Origin of the sequence: Limibacillus sp., assembly GCA_037379885.1 — a bacterium.
Lineage (GTDB): Bacteria > Pseudomonadota > Alphaproteobacteria > Kiloniellales > CECT-8803 > JARRJC01.
In genome coordinates, this window is record JARRJC010000019.1 from 16,854 (window position 1) to 34,233 (window position 17,380).

Below are 17,380 nucleotides of genomic sequence, written 5' to 3' on the forward strand. Positions count from 1 at the left end.
GGTCTCACGCGCTGCCGGCGGGCGCGTCTTCGCCGACCAGGATCACGTGGAGGCGCTTGGGCCCGTGCGCGCCCAGCAGGATGGTCTGCTCGATATCGCCGGTGCGCGACGGCCCGGTGATGAAGTTCAGCGTGCGCGGCATGACATCCTTGCCAAAGCGCTGGCGCAGGCGGTCCCAGACCTCCTCATAGGGCCCGACGATCTCGTCACGGCGCAGCACCACGATGTTGGTCTCCGGCAGGAAGTTGAGCGTGGTGGCGCCCTCCTCTCCCGAGATCACCGCCAGCGTGCCGGTCTCTGCCACGCCCGCCAGCGCGCGCGTCACGGAGACGGGATCGTCGCCCTGGGCGCGCCCGAAAGCGGTTTCCAGAAGCTTCTGGTCGGCCCAGTCCAGGCCCTTCAGGTCCGCCGCCGGGGTGATCTTGACCTGGGGTGGCAGGTTGCGCGCCTTCAGGTACCCGGCGACCGCCCCGGGAACCTCGTCCAGGCTGGCGACCTCGTCGATGGTGGTCTGCACCTGTTCGGCCATGGACTTGAAGAGGGCGGTCAGATCGGCGGGCGCGCCCTGGCTGCGCTCCGGCACGATGACGCGCTCAGGCTTGGCGAGGCGCGCCTCCACGGCCTGCCGCCGCGCGCCGTCCTCGTCCGACACCTTCAGGGAGCGGCGGAGGGCGCCCAGGATCTGATCGCGCGCGCCGCTCATGCCGCTTTCCTCCGCTTCTTCTGCTCTTCGGCCCAGAGCTGCTGGAAGGTCTTGCCCTCCGGCGCGGGGAAGTCGCGGTACTTGGTCCAGCCCCCGGCCAGCGGCAGGCGCGAAAGACGGCCCTTGGAGCCCGCCATCGCCCTCAGGACGCGCGCCGCCATGCCGGTCGCGAACTGATAGAGCGCCGGGCGGGTCGCGAAGAAGCGCCAGAAGGAGAGGCCCTGCCGGACGGTCGCGGGCGAAAGGTGCTTCTCGAACTCGCGCTCGCGCCAGTGGCGCATCATCTTGGGCAGCGGAATGCGCATGGGGCAGACCGACTCGCAGCGCCCGCAGAAGGTCGAGGCGTTGGGCAGGTGGCCGCTCTCCTCCACGCCGATCAGGCTGGGGGTCAGGACCGCGCCCATGGGTCCGGGATAGACCCAGCCGTAGGAATGCCCGCCGACGGAATGGTAGACCGGGCAGTGGTTCATGCAGGCCCCGCAGCGGATGCAGCGCAGCATCTCCTGAAACTCCGTGCCGAGCATTTTCGAGCGGCCGTTGTCCAGCAGGATGACGTGGTACTCCTCCGGCCCGTCCAGGTCCTCGGCGCGCTTGGGCCCGGTGGAGAAGGTGGTGTAGCTGGTGAACTCCTGCCCTGTCGCCGAGCGCGCCAGGACGCGCAGGATCGCGGTCGCGTCCTCCAGCGTCGGGACGACCTTTTCGAGAGAGGCGATCACGATGTGGACCTTGGGCAGCGACTGGGTGAGGTCGCCGTTGCCCTCGTTGGTGACGATGATGGAGCTGCCGGTCTCCGCGATCAGGAAGTTGGCGCCGGTGATGCCGACGTTGGCGTCCAGATACTTCTGCCGCAGGATCGAGCGCGCCTCGGCCACCAGGCTCTCGGGCTCCGTCAGGTTGCGGTCTTCCGGCAGTTCCCGGTGCACCCGGCGGAAGTCGGCCTCGACCTGATCGCGGCTCAGGTGCACGGCGGGCGCGATGATGTGGCTGGGCGGCTCCTTTCGAAGCTGGATGATGTACTCGCCCAGATCGGTTTCCACGACCGTCAGGCCGTCCTTCTCCAGATGGTCGTTGAGCGCGATCTCTTCGGAGATCATGGACTTGCCCTTGGTGACCGTCTTGGCCCCGGCGGCGGCGCAGATGCTGCTGATCGCCGCGCGGGCGTCTGCGGCGCTGGCGCACCAGTGCACCTTCCCCCCGGACTCGGTCACCTTCGCCTCGTAGCGCTCGAGATAGAGGTCGAGGTGTTCCAGCGTGTGGTTCTTGATGTCGCGCGCGGCGTCGCGCAGCGCCTCGAACTCGGGCAGCTTGGCGGCCACGTCCGCGCGCTTCTTGATGAAGCCCTTGCGGACATTGCCCAGGGCGCGCTGCAGCTGTTCGTCCTTGATCGCGCCGGAGGAGCGGTTCTTGAAGTCGTGGCTTTGCGATTCCATGCCTCGCCCCCTCTACTTCCGCTCTTCGCCGATCGCGGGCGTGTCGGTCATGCCGGCCAGCACCTCGGCGACGTGGCGCGCCTCGACCTTGGAGCCGGAGCGCTTCAGCTTGCCCGCCATGTTCATGAGACAGCCGAGATCCCCGGCCAGGAGCAGTTCGGCCCCGCTCGCCTCGATATCCCCGGCCTTCTTGCCGACGATCTCGTTCGAGATGTCGGGGTACTTGACGCAGAAGGTGCCGCCGAAACCGCAGCAGACCTCCGGCTCGTTCATCTCGGTCAGCTCCAGGCCCTCGACCGACGCCAGCAGACGGCGCGGCTGCGCCTTCACGCCCAGTTCGCGCAGGCCGGAGCAGGAATCGTGATAGGTGACCTTGGCCGCCAGCTTCGCCTCCACCGAGGTCATGCCGCGCTGGTCGACCAGAAAGGAGATCAGCTCGAAGGTCCGCCCAGCGAGCGCTTCGGCCCGGGCGCGCCATTCCGGGTCCCCGGCGAAGAGAGTGGGGTAGTGGTCCTTGATCATCGCGCCGCAGGAGCCGCTGGGAGCGACCACGTAATCGTAGCCCTCGAAAGCCTCGATGGTCTGGCGGGCCAGCGCCTCGGTGTCCTTGCGGTCGCCCGAGTTGTAGGCCGGTTGCCCGCAGCAGGTCTGGCTGCGCGGCACCTCGACCCGGCAGCCCGCGTCTTCCAGCAGCTTCACCGAAGCAAAGGCGACGCTGGGGCGCAGCATGTCGATCAGACAGGTGACGAAAAGCCCGACGCGGGGCTGGTCTTGGCTCATGGGTCGCCCTTCTCCTTCGCGGTCACTCCGAGAATGGTATGACCACTTTTCAAAAGCAAGACCGGCCCCGGCTCATCAGCTTCCAGCCGGTCCCGCGGTCAGGCGGGCCGCCGCGGCCTCGGGCAGGAGCAGCCAGTAGCGGCCCTTCTCCTTCATGCGGCCCGCGCGGGCCAGCGCCGGTTCGCCCTTGCCGAAAAAGAAGTCGCCGCGCACCCCGCCGGTGATGGCGGCGCCCGTGTCCTGCGCGATCATCAGGCGCTGGAAGACCAGGTCTTCCTGGGCGCTCTCGGTCTGAAGATAAAGAGGTGCGCCCAGCGGCAGGTAGGCGCGGTCGACGGCCAGCGACCGTTCGGGCGTCAGCGCCACGCCCTGCGCGCCGATCGGGCCTTCGCCCTCCAGCAGGCGGAAGAAGATGTAGCGCGCATTGCGCTCCATCAGCTCGCGGGCCCGCTCCGGGTTGGCGCGCAGCCAGTCCCGGATCGCCTGCATCGACATCTGGTCGCGCGGCACCTCGCCGCTTTCCAGGAGGGCCCGGCCGATGGCGTAGAATTCATGCCCGTTGTTGCCGGCATAGCCGACCCTCTGTTCGCCGCCGTCCGGCAGCGTGACCACGCCCGAGCCCTGCACCGATAGAAAGAAGGCGTCCACCGGGTCGGCCAGCCAGAGAACCTCCAGCCCCCGCCCCTCCAATGCGCCGTCGTTGATCGCCGCGCGCGGGTGATAGGGCAGGAAGCGCTGGGCCTCGACCCGCCCGACCAGCGTGCGGTCCGGCAGGTCCTCGCCGAAGTCGCTGAGGTCCAGGCTGATGAGATCGTCCGGAACGTTATAGAGCGGCACCGGATAGCCCGGCCCCTTCTCCAGGCTGCCGTTCAGGGTGGCTTCGTAGTACCCGGTGATGATGCCCCAGGGCTCCCCGCCGCTTTCGACGGCGAAGGGCTGGAAGTGGGTTTCGAAGAAGGCCCGGGCGCTGGCGGGATCGCCTGGCGGCGGCAGCCATTCGCAGACGCTAAGCCAATCCGCGACGGTCAGGCCCAGCGCCTCGGGCTTCTGCGGCCTCTCAGGGGGCAGGGAGCGGAACTTCTCGCAGGAGCGGGCGAAAGCGGAGAGCGCGGCGCCCATCTCGTCGTCTTTCCAACCGGGCAGCGCTTCGAAACCGACCGGCGAGAGCGAAACCTCGCCGCCCGGCCCTTCGATCACGAAGCCCTGGCCGGTCGGGGTTTCGGTTTCCTGTTCCGGGCTTGCCTGGCCTTCCTCTTCCGCCGTCTCCTCCGCTTCCTCGCCGCAGGCCGACAGCGTGAAAAGCGCCAGGAAGGCGCAAAGGATCAGACGGCGAAAGGGTTTGCGGTCGCGCTCAGTCTTGGTCGCCATCGGTGGCGACGAGGGTCCAGTTGGGATCGCGGGATTTGGTGTTGCGCGCAAAGGTCCAGACATCCGTGATGGTGCTCACCGCGTTGGGATCGCCGTCGAGAATACGGCCCTCGGCGTCTTTTAGCACGTTGATCTGCTCGGATACGAAGGTGACCGTCACCGAAGCCGTGCGGTCGCGCATCTCGGCATCGGTGATCTCGGCTGAGCGGATGCCGACGAAGGTGGTCTCCAGCGTTTCCTTGTTGGCCTCGCGCTCCTTGATCGCGCCGGAGAAGTCCTCGAAGACGTCGCGGGCCAGAAGCGGGCGCAGCGTCTTCTGATCGCCCTTGGCGAAGGCCGTGATGACCATCTCGAAGGCGGTGCGCGCGCCGACCAGGAACTCTTCCTTGTCGAAGGAACTGTCGGCCAGCGCGATCTGGGTGAGCGCGTGGTCGATCGGCCCGCCGCTGTCGCCCTCGCTCATGGCGGCGTCGGCCGGGCCCTTGTCCGCCCTGGCCGTCTTGTTGCGGTCCGGCATGGCGATCACGGAATCATCGCCCTTGGACTCAGGTTCGCCTTCGCGCGCCTTATCCTGATTCTCCTTGAAGGGGTCGCGGCTCGGCTTGTCTTCGAAACCCGTTCGCGTTCCGAGAACGGAGCGCAGACGAAAGAAGATAACCGCCGCGACGACGGCCAGGATCAGTATTGACGTTAAGTCGAAATCACCCATGGGGTTGCGCTGGGGCTCCCTTGCTCCCAAGTTCCTGCCAAGACTTTAATAGCCTTCTCCGGAGCGCGGCTTGGCTTTCGCGGCTCCCCAACAAATAAGAAGTGAAGCCGGAAAGGGCAAGGATGCCGCTTCTAATCCTCCTTCTCATCATCATCGGCCTTCCCCTGCTGGAGATCGCGATCTTCATCCAGGTCGGCGAGGCCATCGGCGTGACCGCAACGCTGGCCGCCGTGGTTCTGGGCACCATCGTGGGGGTAACGGTGGTGCGCGCGCAAGGGGTGGGCGTCTTTAATCGCCTGCGCAGGCAGGTGGATGCCGGCGAACCGCCCGAGCGCGAGCTCTTCGACGCCTTCTGCCTGCTGCTGGCCGGGTTCTTCATTCTGATCCCCGGATTCTTCACCGACACCCTGGGCGTGCTGCTGTTGCTGCCGCCGGTGCGCGGCTTCCTGATGGGCGGCGTGGCCAAGGTCGCGCGCCAGCGCGCCGAAGCGCGGGGCCAGGGACATACCCGCAGCTACCGGACGCGCGAGGGCGTGGTGATCGAAGGCGAGTATGAAGAGCTCGACGAAGGCCGTGGGCCGTCCGGAGACGACAAGGGCTCCAGCGGTCAAGATGGCCCGGGTCCGGGGCGGCTGCCGTGATCCTGCTGCGCCACGCCCAATCCCACTTCAACGTCCACTTCGCCAAGACCCGACAGGATCCCGGCATCGTGGATCCCGAACTGACCGACGAGGGGCTGCTCCAGGCCGAAGCGGCGGCGGAGGTCCTGCGGCACCTGCCGGTCAAGCGGATCCGCGTCAGTCCCTACACGCGCACGCTACAGACGGCCAGCATCCTGGCGGAGCGGCTCGATCTGCCGGTCACGGTCGATAGCCTGATCCGGGAGCGGGCCTTTTTCACCTGCGATATCGGCTCGCCGCGATCCGACCTCCAGGCGCGCTTTCCGAAGATCGACTTCGGCGATCTGCCGGAGCGCTGGTGGCCGGAGCCGGAGGAGACCGAGGAAGAGCTTCTCGAGCGCTGCGGGCGCTTCCGCCGATCGATGGCGGACAGCGGCGACTGGACCGATTGGCTGGTGGTCTCGCACTGGGGATTCATCCGGGGCCTGACCGGCGAGGGCGTCGCCAACTGCACCCATCTGAGGTTCGATCCCACCCTGGCGTGATCTTGCAAGCCAGGGGGGCTCGTGCTAGCAGAAACCGCGATTTCGCCCCGACGCCCAGCGGCGCGGGCGTCTTTTAAGTGAACGTCAGAGAAAAAAGAGAGATCAGGATGGCCGAAGACAGCAACGGCGCGGATCAGAACGCCCCGGCAGGCGCCGCCGCCACCGGACAGGATGCGGACCCCAAGAAGACCGGCGCGCGCTTCGTCATCTCCAGTCAGTACGTGCGCGATTTCTCCTTCGAGAACCCCAACGCGCCGCAGATCTACGGCCTCCTGAAGCAGCAGCCCAAGATCGCCGTCAACGTGGACGTCAACGCGCGCAGCTTTCCTGACAACTACTACGAAGTGATCCTCAAGGTCTCCATCGACGCCAAGGCCGAGGACAAAGCGGCCTTCATGATCGAGCTGGAGTACGCCGGGCTTTGCCAGCTCAATGGCGAGCTTGAAGAGGCGATGAAGCAGCACATCCTGCTGGTCGAGGTTCCGCAGAACCTCTTCCCCTTCGCCCGCGCGATCCTCTCCAAGGCGAGCCAGGATGGCGGCTTCCCGCCGCTGCTTTTGAGCCCCATCGACTTCCGCGGCATGCTGGTGCGTCAGGCCGAAGCGGCCCGCGACCAGGCACCAGCCCCGGAAGGAGAGGCTTGAGCCCGGCGCTTCACCCATAAGCGGGCAGCGTCTAGACTGACCCTGGTTTCAGGGGAGAGGCCGCCCATGCCAGCGCAGACCACCCGACGCAGACTCTCGGCCATTTTGGCCGCGGACCTCGTTGGCTACAGCCGCCTGACGGAAGTGAACGAGACAGGCGCTTACAGTCTGGTGCGGTCCCTGCGCGACGAGGTTATCGAACCCAAGATAGGAGAGCATCAAGGCCGTCTGGTGAAGACCATGGGCGACGGTTTCCTGGTGGAGTTCGGCTCCGCCACAGATGCGGTCTCCTGCGCGCTGGCGCTCCAGGAAGCGCTGCCCTCCTTCAATGAGAGCCGGGCCTCGGCGCTGCAACTGCGGATCGGCGTCAACCTGGGCGAGGTGATCGTCGACGGCGACGACATCTTCGGGGAGGGGGTCAACATCGCCGCCCGCCTGGAAGCCCTGGCCGAGCCGGAGACCATCTGCCTTTCCGAGGAGGTGCATCACCTGGTGCAAAAGCGCATCGAGGGCCGTTTCGAGCCGCTCGGCGAACTCCGCTTGAAGAACATCGAACAGCCGGTCGTCGCCTACCGCCTGCGCGCGGCGACCCAGGCGGGCGCCAAAAGCACTGCCTCGCCGGAGCCCGCGAGCAGCCGCCCGGCCATCGCTGTGCTCCCCTTCGACAACATGAGCGGCGACCCGGAGCAGGAGTACTTCTCCGACGGCCTGACCGAGGACATCATCACGGCGCTGTCGCTCTGGCGCTCCTTTCCCGTGATCGCCCGCAACTCCAGCTTCACCTACAAGGGGCGTTCGGTACGCGCGCAGGACGTGGCGCGGGACCTGGGCGTGCGCTACCTGCTGGAAGGCAGCGTGCGGCAGGCTGGAAAACGCATCCGTGTCACCGCCCAGCTCATCAACGCGGAGACCGGCCACCATGTGTGGGCCGAGAAGTTCGACCGGGAGCTGGCCGACATCTTCGATCTTCAGGACGAGATCACGCACCGCATCGCCGCCACCCTGGTGCCGGAGCTGGAACAGGCGGAGACGACGCTGACGCGCGCCAAACGGCCCGGCGATCTCACCGCCTGGGACTGTTATCTGCGCGGCATGAGTTTCTTTCACGAAGAGACCGGTGAGGCGATCGGCGAGGCGATTGCGATGTTCGAGGCCGCCGTGGAGGCCGATCCCGACTATGTGGACGCCTGGGCGCTGCTCGGCTGGTCCTACGCCAAGCAGGTCAGCTTCCGCAGCGCTGCCGATCCGGAAGAAACGATGAAGCGGGCGTTCCAGGCCGGACGGCGGGCCGTGGCGCTCGATCCCTCCTCCGCGGTGGCGCACATGAGCCTCGGCACGGTTCACATCTGGGCGGAGGAAACCGAGCAGGGGCTGGCGGAAGCCCAGCGCGCCCTGGAGCTGAACCCGAACTTCGCCTATGCCGCCATGGCCGTCGGCAACCGCCTGGACCTGGTGGGGCGCAGCGAACAGGGGATCCGGCAGATGGAGGAAGCCCTGCATCTGAATCCCCGCGACCCGGTCCGCTGGCGCTACATGTTCTATCTGTCGCGCGCGCAGCTCTCGGTCGGCGATCTGGAAGCCGCCGACCTGTGGAGCGCCAAGGCCCTTTCGATCCGGCCCGAATTGCCCGAAGCCTTGTTCCGGCACGCGCTGGTCCAGGCGCATCTCGGCCGTCTGGAGGAGGCGAAACGCGACCTGCTGCGCCTGAAGGCAAGCGATCCCGCCTTGTTCGAGCGCATGAAGGACTGGCGGCCCTATTCGGATGAAAGCCGCAACGCCAAGCTGATGGCGCCGCTGCGCGAGAACGGCCTGATGGATAGCCTCTAGTCGTCCGACAGCCAGATCGGGTCGGAAATGCCCTTCAGCATCTTGGCGTGGGCTTCCAGTTCCTCGGCGCTGGGGGCGTGCGGGCGCGGTTCGCGGTAGCGCCGCTCCGCTTTCACGTTCGAGCCGCCGCCCTGCTTGCCCGAGCCGGCCAGTTGCAGGCCGGGCTGCTGGCCGCCGCGCAGTTCCAGATAGACCTCCGCCAGAAGCTGGCAGTCGAGCAGCGCGCCGTGAAAGGTGCGCTCCGAATTGTCGATGCCGAAACGCCGGCAGAGCGCATCCAGGCTGGCCGGGGCGCCCGGATAGCGTTGCCGCGCCATGGCGAGCGTGTCGACGGCGCGGGTCATGGGCAGCGCGGCCTTGTCGATCCAGCCCAGCTCCGCGTTCAGGAATCGCATGTCGAACTCGGCGTTGTGGATCACCAGCTTGTCCTCGCCGATGAACTCAAGAAAATCGTCGGCGACCTCGGCGAAGACCGGGTGGTCCTTCAGGAACTCCTCGGAGAGCCCGTGCACCTCGAAGGCGCCCTGGGGCATGTCCCGCTCGGGATTGATGTAGCGCCGCCAGTGGCGGCCGGTCTGCACGTGGTTGACCAGCTCCAGGCAGGCGATCTCGACGATGCGGTGGCCCTCGGCCGGCTCGAAGCCGGTGGTTTCGGTGTCCAGAACCAGTTCGCGCATCCCTAGCTTTCCTGCCTGCTGCTGCTGTGAAAGGGCGGCTGGCGGCGCGGCGGCCAATGGCGCGGCTCCAACCCTTCAGCAAGTGTGACGATGCGGCGGAGTCGCTTCAAGGTCTGGGCCTTGGAGAGGCCGTTCTGCAGGAGGAAATCGGCGCGGCGGCGCTTCTCGGCGTCGGGCGTCTGCTGCGCCAGGATCTGCTGGAAGCGCTCTTCGGTCATGCCGGGCCGGGCCAGCACGCGCTGGCGCTGGATCTGGGGCGGCGCGGTCACCGCCAGAACGGCGTCCACACGCCGCTCGGCCCCGGTCTCATAAAGCAGCGGGATGTCCAGTACCACCAGCGGCGCGCGGCGGCGGGCGTGACGGCGCAGGAAGCGCTCGGTCTCCTCCCGCACCAAGGGGTGCAGGATCGCTTCCAGGCGGCGCAAGGCCTCGGGCTTGCCAAAGACGGCGGTGCCCAGCTTCTTGCGATCGACCGCGCCGTCCTGGACCACGCCGGGAAAGGCGGCCTCGATGGCGGGCACGGCACGCCCGTTCTTGGCCATCAGCCTGTGGACCGTGGCGTCGGCGTCGTGCAACGGCAGGCCGAGCCGCCGGAGCATCCCCGCGACGGTCGATTTTCCCATGCCAATGGAGCCGGTGAGACCCAGGATCACCATGCCGTCAGTCCCCGAGGACGAAGGCGCGCAGTTCCGCCGTGACCTCGGGCTCCCGGCCGAACCAGGCGGCAAAGCCGGGCCGGGCCTGATGCAAGAGCATGCCCAGGCCGTCCACGGCCGGGTTGCCCCGCGCCCTGGACGCGGCCAGAAGCGGCGTCTCAAGCGGGCTGTAGACGATGTCGGTGACCAGCGCGTCCTCTGGCAAGGCATCAAGAGCGATTTCCAGGGCCGGCTGCCCGGTCATGCCCAGCGAGGTGGCGTTGACCAGAAGGGCAGCTCCCGCCAAGGCTTCGTCGCGGCTTTCCCATTCCAGCGCCTCGACAGTCGGCTCGAAGATTTCGGCCAGACTTTCCGCACGGTGGAAGGAGCGGTTGACCAGGCGGATCTCCGGCGCACCGGCGTCGAGCAGTCCGACGATCAGAGCGCGGGCCGCGCCCCCGGCGCCCAGGATCACCGCCGGACCGCTGTCCGCGCGCCAGTCCGGCGCCCCGGCCTTCAGGTTCTCGATGAAGCCGAAGGCGTCGCTGTTGGAACCCAGGAGACTGCCGTCCGGCTCCACGATCACGGTGTTGACCGCCCCGACCCGCTCGGCCAGCGGGTCCAGGCGGTCGCAGATCTCCATGGCCGCTTCCTTGTGCGGGATGGTGAGGTTGCAGCCGGCGAAGCCCAGCTTCGGCAGGGCGCGGAGCGAGGCCTCCAGATCGTCGGGCTTTACCGGCAGCGGCAGATAGGCGCCGTCGATGCCGTAACGCTCCAGCCACCAGCCGTGCAGGCGCGGCGACTTGGAATGGCCGACCGGCCAGCCCATCACCCCCGCCATCTTGGCTTTTCCCGTCAGGATCATCGCGGCACCACTCCCTGGTTTCGCAGGAAGTCTAACAGCGCGAGCAGCGGCAGTCCCAGGATCGTGAAGTAATCTCCCTGAACGCGGGCAAAGAGCTGTGCGCCCCGTCCTTCGAGCTGATAGGCCCCCACCGAGGTCAGGGCCGCCTCGCCGACCGCCTCCAGATAGGAATCCAGGAAGGCGTCGCCGAGCTCGCGCACCTGGAGCCGCGCGCCCTCGTTATGGTGCCAGAGCCGCTGTCCGCCCTGGACGACGCAGACCGAGGCCAGGAGGCTGTGGGTCTTGCCGGAGAGCGCCTGGAGCTGCGCGCGGGCCTCCTCCAAGGTCGCCGGCTTGTCGAACCAGCGGCCCTCGCACTCCAGCATCTGATCGGCGCCGATCACCAGCGCCTCGGGCTTGCGGCGCGAGATATGGAGCGCCTTCAGCTCCGCCAGCGTTTCGGCGACGGCGGCGGCGGAGGCCTGTTCGGCGCGCAGGGCCTCCTTGACTTCGGCTTCATCGACCGGTGCTGCCATCACCTCGAAGGGCACGCCCGCGTTCTCCAGAAGGCTGCGCCGCACCTGGCTGGCGGAGGCGAGGATCACCTCCTTCATCGGCCCTGCGCCTCGCGGTGCGCGGCGTAGAGCGCCATGATCGCCGCCGCCGTCTCCTCGATGGAGCGGCGCGAGACGTCGATGACGGGCCAGCCGTGCTTGGTGTAGAGACGCCGTGCGTTCGTGACCTCTTCGCGCACCGCCTCGGGGTCGATGTAGTGGCTCTCCCGGCTGGTGTCCTCGTCGACGCGCAGACGGCTTCGGCGTACCTGGACAAGCTGCTGCGGGTCCTTGGTCAGGCCGACGATCAGCGTGTCCTTCAACTGAAAGAGCGCATCGGGCAGCGGAATGCCGGGGACGACCGGGACGTTGGCCGCCCGGATCCCGCGGTTGGCGAGATAGATGCAGGTCGGCGTCTTGGAGGTGCGCGAGACGCCCAGGACGATCAGGTCGGCGTCGCGCAGGCGTTCGGTCTGCTGACCGTCGTCGTTGGATAGCGCGAAGTTCACTGCCTCGATCCGCTCGAAGTACTCGGCGTCCAGGGCGTGTTGCAGGCCGGGCCGGCCCCGGATCGTGACGCCGAAGTAGGCGGCCAGTGTGTGGATCACCGGGTCCAGGACAGGGATGCAGGGCACGCCCAGCTCGCGGCAGCCCTCGACCAGCCGGGCGCGCAAGGAATCGTTGATGATGGTCATGATCACCGGGCCCGGGTGCTGGCGAATGCCTTCGACCACGCGCTCCATCTGGCTGGGCGTGCGCACCAGGCTCCAGACGTGCTCGCGCGGCTCCACCCCTTCGAACTGCACCAGGCAGGCGCGAGCGACGGAATTGAGCGTCTCGCCGGTGGCATCGGACACCAGATGCAGATGGGGCGCCGTGGTCTGGGTCTTCTCGCCTTCCAAGAACAAGCCCTCCTGAACAACTGGGTAATAGCCTGCATAACCGGGGGTGTTATGCACAGGGGCAAAAAAGCAGCCCCAGATGAGGGACTCCTCCTCCCCCTTGCCACACAGGTGCGAGGCGTCTTTCCCGGCCTCTTGATAATCGCTGCATCGTGGCAGGCCAAGCGATGCTTGTTACCGATTCTCTCTTTTTCAGTTTCGTGAGACCCGATAAGGCGTCAAAGGTCACCATCCCCAGCTTATCCCCAGAAGGGACCCTGTCCTCCTCTCTCCCCCTCCCGCCCTGTGCGTAAGCGCGGGAGGAAAAGGAATTACCGATTCACACAGGCCCTACTGCAACAACATCCTTTCTTTTTTATAAAAAGGATTCTTTGTTGGTGGGAGCCAAGACCTACCGCGACGAGGGACGATCAGAACCGTCATGAACACACCGGCTTCCGGCAAGGACAAGCTCATGCTGCGCGCCCTGCGCGGCGAGATCACTGAACGCCCGCCCGTTTGGCTGATGCGCCAGGCTGGCCGCTATCTTCCCGAATACCGGGAGACCCGCAAGCAGGCGGGCGGCTTCCTGGAGCTCTGCTATAGGCCCGAGCTGGCGGTGGAGGTGACGTTGCAGCCGATCCGGCGCTACGGCTTCGACGCTTCGATCCTGTTCTCCGATATCCTCGTGGTCCCGCACGGCTTGGGCCAGGAGGTCTGGTTCGAGGAGGGCGAGGGTCCGAAGCTGGCGCCGTTGGAGCGGCCCGATGCCCTGGACGCGCTCAGGCTGGAAGGCATGGTGGAGCGGCTGGCGCCGGTGTACGAGACGGTCCGGGGTCTTTCAGCGGCACTACCGCCTGAGACCACGCTGATCGGCTTCTCCGGCGCGCCCTGGACGCTCGCCACCTACATGCTGGAGGGCGGCACCTCCAAGCAGTTCGTGACCTGCAAGCGCTGGGCGCTGGCCGAGCCGGAGGCCTTTGGCCGTTTGATCGACCTGCTTGAGCAGGCTGTCGTCGAGCATCTGAGCGCGCAGGTCGCCGCCGGGGCCGAGGTCTTGCAGATCTTCGATTCCTGGGCGGGCGCGCTTCCGGTGCGGGCGCTGCGGCAGTGGTCGCTGGAACCCTTGAAGCGGATCGTCGCCGCCTTGAAGGCGCGTCATCCTGAGGTCCCGGTGATCCTCTTTCCGCGCGGCGCCGGGCTACTCTATCTGGATTTTGCCGCCGAGAGCGGCGCCGAGGGCCTCTCCCTCGACAGCAACCTGCCGCCGGCCTGGGCCGCCGAGGCGCTTTCGCCGCAGGTGACGCTGCAAGGCAACCTGGACCCGCTCTATCTGGTGGCGGGTGGCTCCGCCATGGATGCGGCGGCCGAGGAGATCCTGAGCGCTTTCGAACAACGCCCTTTCATCTTCAATCTCGGGCACGGCGTCGTGCCGCAAACCCCGCCGGAGAACGTGGAGCGTCTTTTGAAGGTGATCCGGGGGTGACCGCCCCCGCGGCTTTTTCCTTGCCTTTCCTGCCCCTAGCGCAAGATTAAGCGGGGCCTTATAAAGCCCGGCGACCAAGGGCCCCATCACCGCTGAGCGAGATTCATGTCCGGCAAGACCTCCAGCAAGTATTCCCGCCAGGACTGGGCGAAGGAGCATCCCGATCTTCCCAGCCCGAAGATCGGCGTTCTGCTGTTGAACCTCGGCACGCCGGAGGGCACGGACTATCCGGCCATGCGCCGCTATCTGTCCGAGTTCCTGTCGGACCGGCGGGTGGTGGAGCTGACGCCCTGGCTCTGGCAGCCGATCCTGCAGCTGGTGATCCTCTCGACCCGGCCCAAGCGCAGCGGCGCCGCCTACAAGGAGATCTGGAACGAGGAGCTGGACGAAAGCCCCTTGAAGACCATCACCCGCGGGCAATCCGAAGGTCTGGCCCAGCGCTTCGCCAAGCTCTATCCCCAGGTCATGGTGGACTGGGCCATGCGCTACGGCCAGCCCGCCGTGGGCGACCGGATCGAAGCGCTGCAGAAGGCCGGCTGCGACCGCATCCTGCTGCTGCCGCTCTATCCCCACTACAGCGCTGCCACCACGGCGACGGCCTGCGATCAGGCGTTCCGGCGGTTGATGACGCTGCGCTGGCAGCCGAGCCTCAGGGTTGCGCCCGCCTACTACGACGATCCGGCCTTCATCAACGCGCTGGCGGGCTCGATCACCGAAAGCCTCGCAGGCCTCGATTGGGAGCCGGAGGTGACCATCGCCTCCTACCACGGCCTTCCCAAGGAGAACCTGGAGAAGGGCGATCCCTATCACTGCCACTGCCTGAAGACCACGCGGCTGCTGCGCGAGCGCCTCGGCTGGGACGGGCGGCGGCTGATCACCACCTTCCAGTCGCGCTTCGGGCCCAAGGAGTGGCTGCAGCCCTTCACCGACGAAACGGTCAAACGCTTGGCGGGAGAGGGCGTGAAGCGCCTCGCCATCGTCTCCCCCGGCTTTTCCGCCGACTGCGTGGAGACGCTGGAGGAGATCAACATCGGCGTGCGCGAGTCCTTCCTGGAAGCGGGCGGAGAGGCCTTCCACTACATCCCCTGCCTCAACGACAGCCCCGGCCACCTCGATTTCCTGACCGGCTACATCGAAAAGGAACTGGGCGGCTGGCTCTAGGTTTCCGTGCTTGCGGAGGCTGGGTTTTTTGAGCAGTTTGGCGTTCTGGAAGAGGCTGTTTGGGCGTACAGACGATGCAAGGCTTTTTGAGTGACGGCTATCTCTGGTTCAAGGCGCTGCACGTTATCTCCGTGATCGCCTGGATGGCGGGGCTGTTCTACCTGCCGCGCCTTTACGTCTATCACTGCCAGGTGGCGCCGGGCTCCGAGCAGTCCGAGACCTTCAAGGTGATGGAGCGCCGGCTGCTGAGAGCCATCATGAATCCCTCCATGATCGCCAGCTGGGTCTTCGGCGGGCTGCTGATCGCCGCGCTCCAGCCCTGGAGCGAAGGCTGGTTCCACGCCAAGCTTCTGTTGGTCATCGCCATGACCGTGGCCCACATGCAGCAGGCCAAGTGGCGCAAGGACTTCGAGCGGGACGAGAACCGGCGGCCCGAGCGCTTCTACCGCCTGATGAACGAGGTGCCCACGGTGCTGATGGTGCTGATCGTCATCCTGGTGATCGTGAAACCTTTTTGACGCTTTGGCCTTTCTTTGTTCTCGCCTGTTGACGAGGGGCCGCCCTTGCGCTAACTACTGCGTCAATCCTTTCGAAAGCCGCGTGACGAAACCACTGGGCGCGAGCGCCTTTCCGCCATACGAGAGCGCTAAGCCATACGAGAGCGCTAAGATCGACAAGAGGCCCTTGCCAACAGGACCCCTTTCGGCGCCGAAGCCGGAAACCATCCCCGAATTTTCCCCACCTTCTTCCGAGACGCCAGAAACCGCCATGAACCTACAAGAACTCAAAGCCAAGAGCCCGACCGAGCTTCTCGCCTTCGCCGAGGAGCTGGAGATCGAGAACGCCAGCAACCTGCGGCGCCAGGACATGATGTTCGCGATCCTGAAGCAGCTCGCCGACAACGAGGTGGCCATCTACGGCTCCGGCGTGCTGGAGGTGCTGCAGGACGGCTTCGGCTTCCTGCGCTCGCCCGAGGCCAACTACCTGCCGGGCCCCGATGACATCTACGTATCCCCCAGTCAGGTGCGGCGCTTCGGGCTTCGCACCGGCGACACGGTCGAGGGGGAGATTCGCTCGCCCAAGGACGGGGAGCGCTACTTCGCGCTGTTGAAGGTCAACACCATCAACTTCGATACGCCGGACTCGACCCGCCACCGCATCAACTTCGACAACCTGACGCCGCTCTATCCGGACGAGAAGATCACGCTGGAGATCGACGATCCGACCGTCAAGGACCAGACGCCGCGGGTCATCGACCTGGTGGCGCCGATCGGCAAGGGCCAGCGCGCGCTCATCGTCGCGCCGCCGCGTACCGGTAAGACCATGATCCTCCAGAACCTCGCCAAGTCCATCGCGGCGAACCATCCGGAATGCTACCTGCTGGTGCTGCTGATCGACGAGCGGCCCGAGGAGGTCACGGACATGGACCGCTCGGTCCAGGGCGAGGTCGTCTCCTCCACCTTCGACGAGCCTGCCCAGCGCCACGTTCAGGTCGCCGAGATGGTGATCGAGAAGGCCAAGCGCCTGGTCGAGCACAAGAAGGACGTGGTGATCCTGCTGGACTCCATCACCCGTCTGGCGCGCGCCTACAACACCGTGGTGCCGTCTTCGGGCAAGGTGCTGACCGGCGGCGTGGACGCCAACGCCCTGCAGCGGCCCAAGCGCTTCTTCGGCGCGGCCCGCAACATCGAGGAGGGCGGCAGCCTGACCATCATCGGCACCGCCCTGATCGATACCGGCAGCCGCATGGACGAAGTGATCTTCGAGGAGTTCAAGGGCACCGGTAACTCCGAGTTGGTCCTGGACCGCAAGCTCGCGGACAAGCGGACCTTCCCGGCCATCGACATCGCCAAGTCCGGCACCCGTAAGGAAGAGCTGCTGGTCGACAAGGCCACGCTCTCCAAGATGTGGGTGCTGCGCCGCATCCTGATGCCCATGGGCGTGACCGACGCCATGGAGTTCCTGACGGACAAGTTGAAGCAGTCCAAGAACAACGCCGACTTCTTCGATTCCATGAACCAATAGAACGAAGAGAAAGTGCCGTCAGTCGGCGGCTGAAATCGAAAAGGCGGAGCCCCAGGGTTCCGCTTTTTTTGTCTGGTTTCAGCTGTCAGGGGATAAGACGCAATTGCAACGGAATGAGTATTAGAATCTTCGCATATACGGAAGACATTATTCTACAAATCTCGAATCGACTCGTTCGCCGATCCGCAAACATTCTACATATGGAGAGTGTGCGCTATCCCACTGCGCGGTGAGGTCATGTGTAGGACTTCACTTCACGGTTTGACTATGTGCTCAAGCGCTCGAAGCCGGAGAGGTTCTCCGGTAGGTCGAGGAACTCTCCGGAATGCGTGGCCACGGCGACGGGTGCTTTCCCGCTCTGGGAAATAGTCATTGGAGCTGAGAAACGCCGGTCGCATGGACGTGGTCTTCTTCTTAACGAGGAAGAGAGGTGAGGACCATGCAGAATAGGAATCACGACGGCTCGATCGACATGAACGCCTTTGAGGCGA

General features: G+C 66.2%; 18 protein-coding genes. 8 read left to right on the plus strand and 10 right to left on the minus strand.

The window, feature by feature from the left end:
• Window positions 1-4 precede the first annotated feature (4 nt).
• The 5 genes from P8X75_08030 to P8X75_08050 all read right to left on the minus strand — a co-directional run bounded on the left by P8X75_08030 (window position 5) and on the right by P8X75_08050 (window position 4,990).
• On the minus strand, window positions 5-703 hold the full coding sequence (locus P8X75_08030) for a lactate utilization protein (protein MEJ1995151.1): 699 nt from the start codon (window positions 701-703) through the stop codon (window positions 5-7).
• Entirely contained in the window at window positions 700-2,133 is a 1,434-nt protein-coding gene (locus P8X75_08035; protein ID MEJ1995152.1) for a LutB/LldF family L-lactate oxidation iron-sulfur protein, read from the minus strand. The genes P8X75_08030 and P8X75_08035 overlap by 4 nt, the downstream gene beginning before the upstream one ends.
• A 12-nt stretch (window positions 2,134-2,145) precedes the next feature.
• A complete protein-coding gene (locus P8X75_08040) occupies window positions 2,146-2,913 on the minus strand; it encodes a (Fe-S)-binding protein (GenBank protein MEJ1995153.1) in 768 nt (255 codons plus the stop codon).
• A gap of 75 nt (window positions 2,914-2,988) precedes the next feature.
• On the minus strand, window positions 2,989-4,281 hold the full coding sequence (locus tag P8X75_08045; GenBank protein ID MEJ1995154.1) for an MltA domain-containing protein: 1,293 nt from the start codon (window positions 4,279-4,281) through the stop codon (window positions 2,989-2,991).
• A complete protein-coding gene (locus P8X75_08050) occupies window positions 4,265-4,990 on the minus strand; it encodes a Tim44/TimA family putative adaptor protein (GenBank protein MEJ1995155.1) in 726 nt (241 codons plus the stop codon). The genes P8X75_08045 and P8X75_08050 overlap by 17 nt, the downstream gene beginning before the upstream one ends.
• Window positions 4,991-5,112: 122 nt before the next feature.
• On the opposite strand from P8X75_08050, the gene P8X75_08055 reads away from it, so the two are divergent.
• The 4 genes from P8X75_08055 (at window position 5,113) to P8X75_08070 (ending at window position 8,626) form a co-directional block, all read left to right on the plus strand.
• A complete protein-coding gene (locus tag P8X75_08055) occupies window positions 5,113-5,631 on the plus strand; it encodes an FxsA family protein (GenBank protein MEJ1995156.1) in 519 nt (172 codons plus the stop codon).
• Window positions 5,628-6,155 (plus strand): phosphoglycerate mutase family protein, encoded by a 528-nt coding sequence (locus P8X75_08060; GenBank protein ID MEJ1995157.1) that lies wholly within the window; start codon window positions 5,628-5,630, stop codon window positions 6,153-6,155. The genes P8X75_08055 and P8X75_08060 overlap by 4 nt, the downstream gene beginning before the upstream one ends.
• A gap of 107 nt (window positions 6,156-6,262) precedes the next feature.
• A complete protein-coding gene (gene secB, locus P8X75_08065; protein ID MEJ1995158.1) occupies window positions 6,263-6,799 on the plus strand; it encodes a protein-export chaperone SecB in 537 nt (178 codons plus the stop codon).
• 66 nt (window positions 6,800-6,865) lie between these two features.
• Window positions 6,866-8,626 (plus strand): adenylate/guanylate cyclase domain-containing protein, encoded by a 1,761-nt coding sequence (locus P8X75_08070; protein ID MEJ1995159.1) that lies wholly within the window; start codon window positions 6,866-6,868, stop codon window positions 8,624-8,626.
• On the opposite strand, the gene dnaQ is transcribed toward P8X75_08070, so the two are convergent.
• The 5 genes from dnaQ to P8X75_08095 are packed head-to-tail and all read right to left on the minus strand — an operon-like array spanning window position 8,623 to window position 12,238.
• Window positions 8,623-9,303 carry a DNA polymerase III subunit epsilon gene (gene dnaQ / locus P8X75_08075; protein ID MEJ1995160.1) on the minus strand — a complete coding sequence of 227 codons (681 nt, stop codon included), beginning with the start codon at window positions 9,301-9,303 and terminating at the stop codon, window positions 8,623-8,625. The genes P8X75_08070 and dnaQ overlap by 4 nt on opposite strands.
• A gap of 2 nt (window positions 9,304-9,305) precedes the next feature.
• Window positions 9,306-9,959: a dephospho-CoA kinase gene (gene coaE, locus P8X75_08080; protein ID MEJ1995161.1), complete on the minus strand. Its 654-nt coding sequence runs from the start codon at window positions 9,957-9,959 to the stop codon at window positions 9,306-9,308.
• 4 nt (window positions 9,960-9,963) lie between these two features.
• A complete protein-coding gene (locus P8X75_08085) occupies window positions 9,964-10,803 on the minus strand; it encodes a shikimate dehydrogenase (protein ID MEJ1995162.1) in 840 nt (279 codons plus the stop codon).
• Window positions 10,800-11,396 carry a Maf family nucleotide pyrophosphatase gene (locus P8X75_08090; GenBank protein ID MEJ1995163.1) on the minus strand — a complete coding sequence of 199 codons (597 nt, stop codon included), beginning with the start codon at window positions 11,394-11,396 and terminating at the stop codon, window positions 10,800-10,802. Before P8X75_08090 ends, P8X75_08085 begins: the two co-directional genes overlap by 4 nt.
• A complete protein-coding gene (locus P8X75_08095; GenBank protein MEJ1995164.1) occupies window positions 11,393-12,238 on the minus strand; it encodes a kinase/pyrophosphorylase in 846 nt (281 codons plus the stop codon). Before P8X75_08095 ends, P8X75_08090 begins: the two co-directional genes overlap by 4 nt.
• Before the next feature lie 421 nt (window positions 12,239-12,659).
• On the opposite strand from P8X75_08095, the gene hemE reads away from it, so the two are divergent.
• The 4 genes from hemE to rho all read left to right on the plus strand — a co-directional run bounded on the left by hemE (window position 12,660) and on the right by rho (window position 16,889).
• On the plus strand, window positions 12,660-13,703 hold the full coding sequence (gene hemE / locus P8X75_08100) for a uroporphyrinogen decarboxylase (GenBank protein ID MEJ1995165.1): 1,044 nt from the start codon (window positions 12,660-12,662) through the stop codon (window positions 13,701-13,703).
• Between the two features lie 105 nt (window positions 13,704-13,808).
• The gene (gene hemH / locus P8X75_08105; GenBank protein MEJ1995166.1) at window positions 13,809-14,864 is read left to right on the plus strand and encodes a ferrochelatase; all 1,056 of its coding nucleotides are present in this window, start codon (window positions 13,809-13,811) and stop codon (window positions 14,862-14,864) included.
• 59 nt (window positions 14,865-14,923) lie between these two features.
• Window positions 14,924-15,382: a protoporphyrinogen oxidase HemJ gene (hemJ, locus tag P8X75_08110; GenBank protein ID MEJ1995167.1), complete on the plus strand. Its 459-nt coding sequence runs from the start codon at window positions 14,924-14,926 to the stop codon at window positions 15,380-15,382.
• A 250-nt stretch (window positions 15,383-15,632) separates the two neighbouring features.
• Entirely contained in the window at window positions 15,633-16,889 is a 1,257-nt protein-coding gene (gene rho, locus P8X75_08115; GenBank protein MEJ1995168.1) for a transcription termination factor Rho, read from the plus strand.
• Window positions 16,890-17,380: the final 491 nt, after the last annotated feature.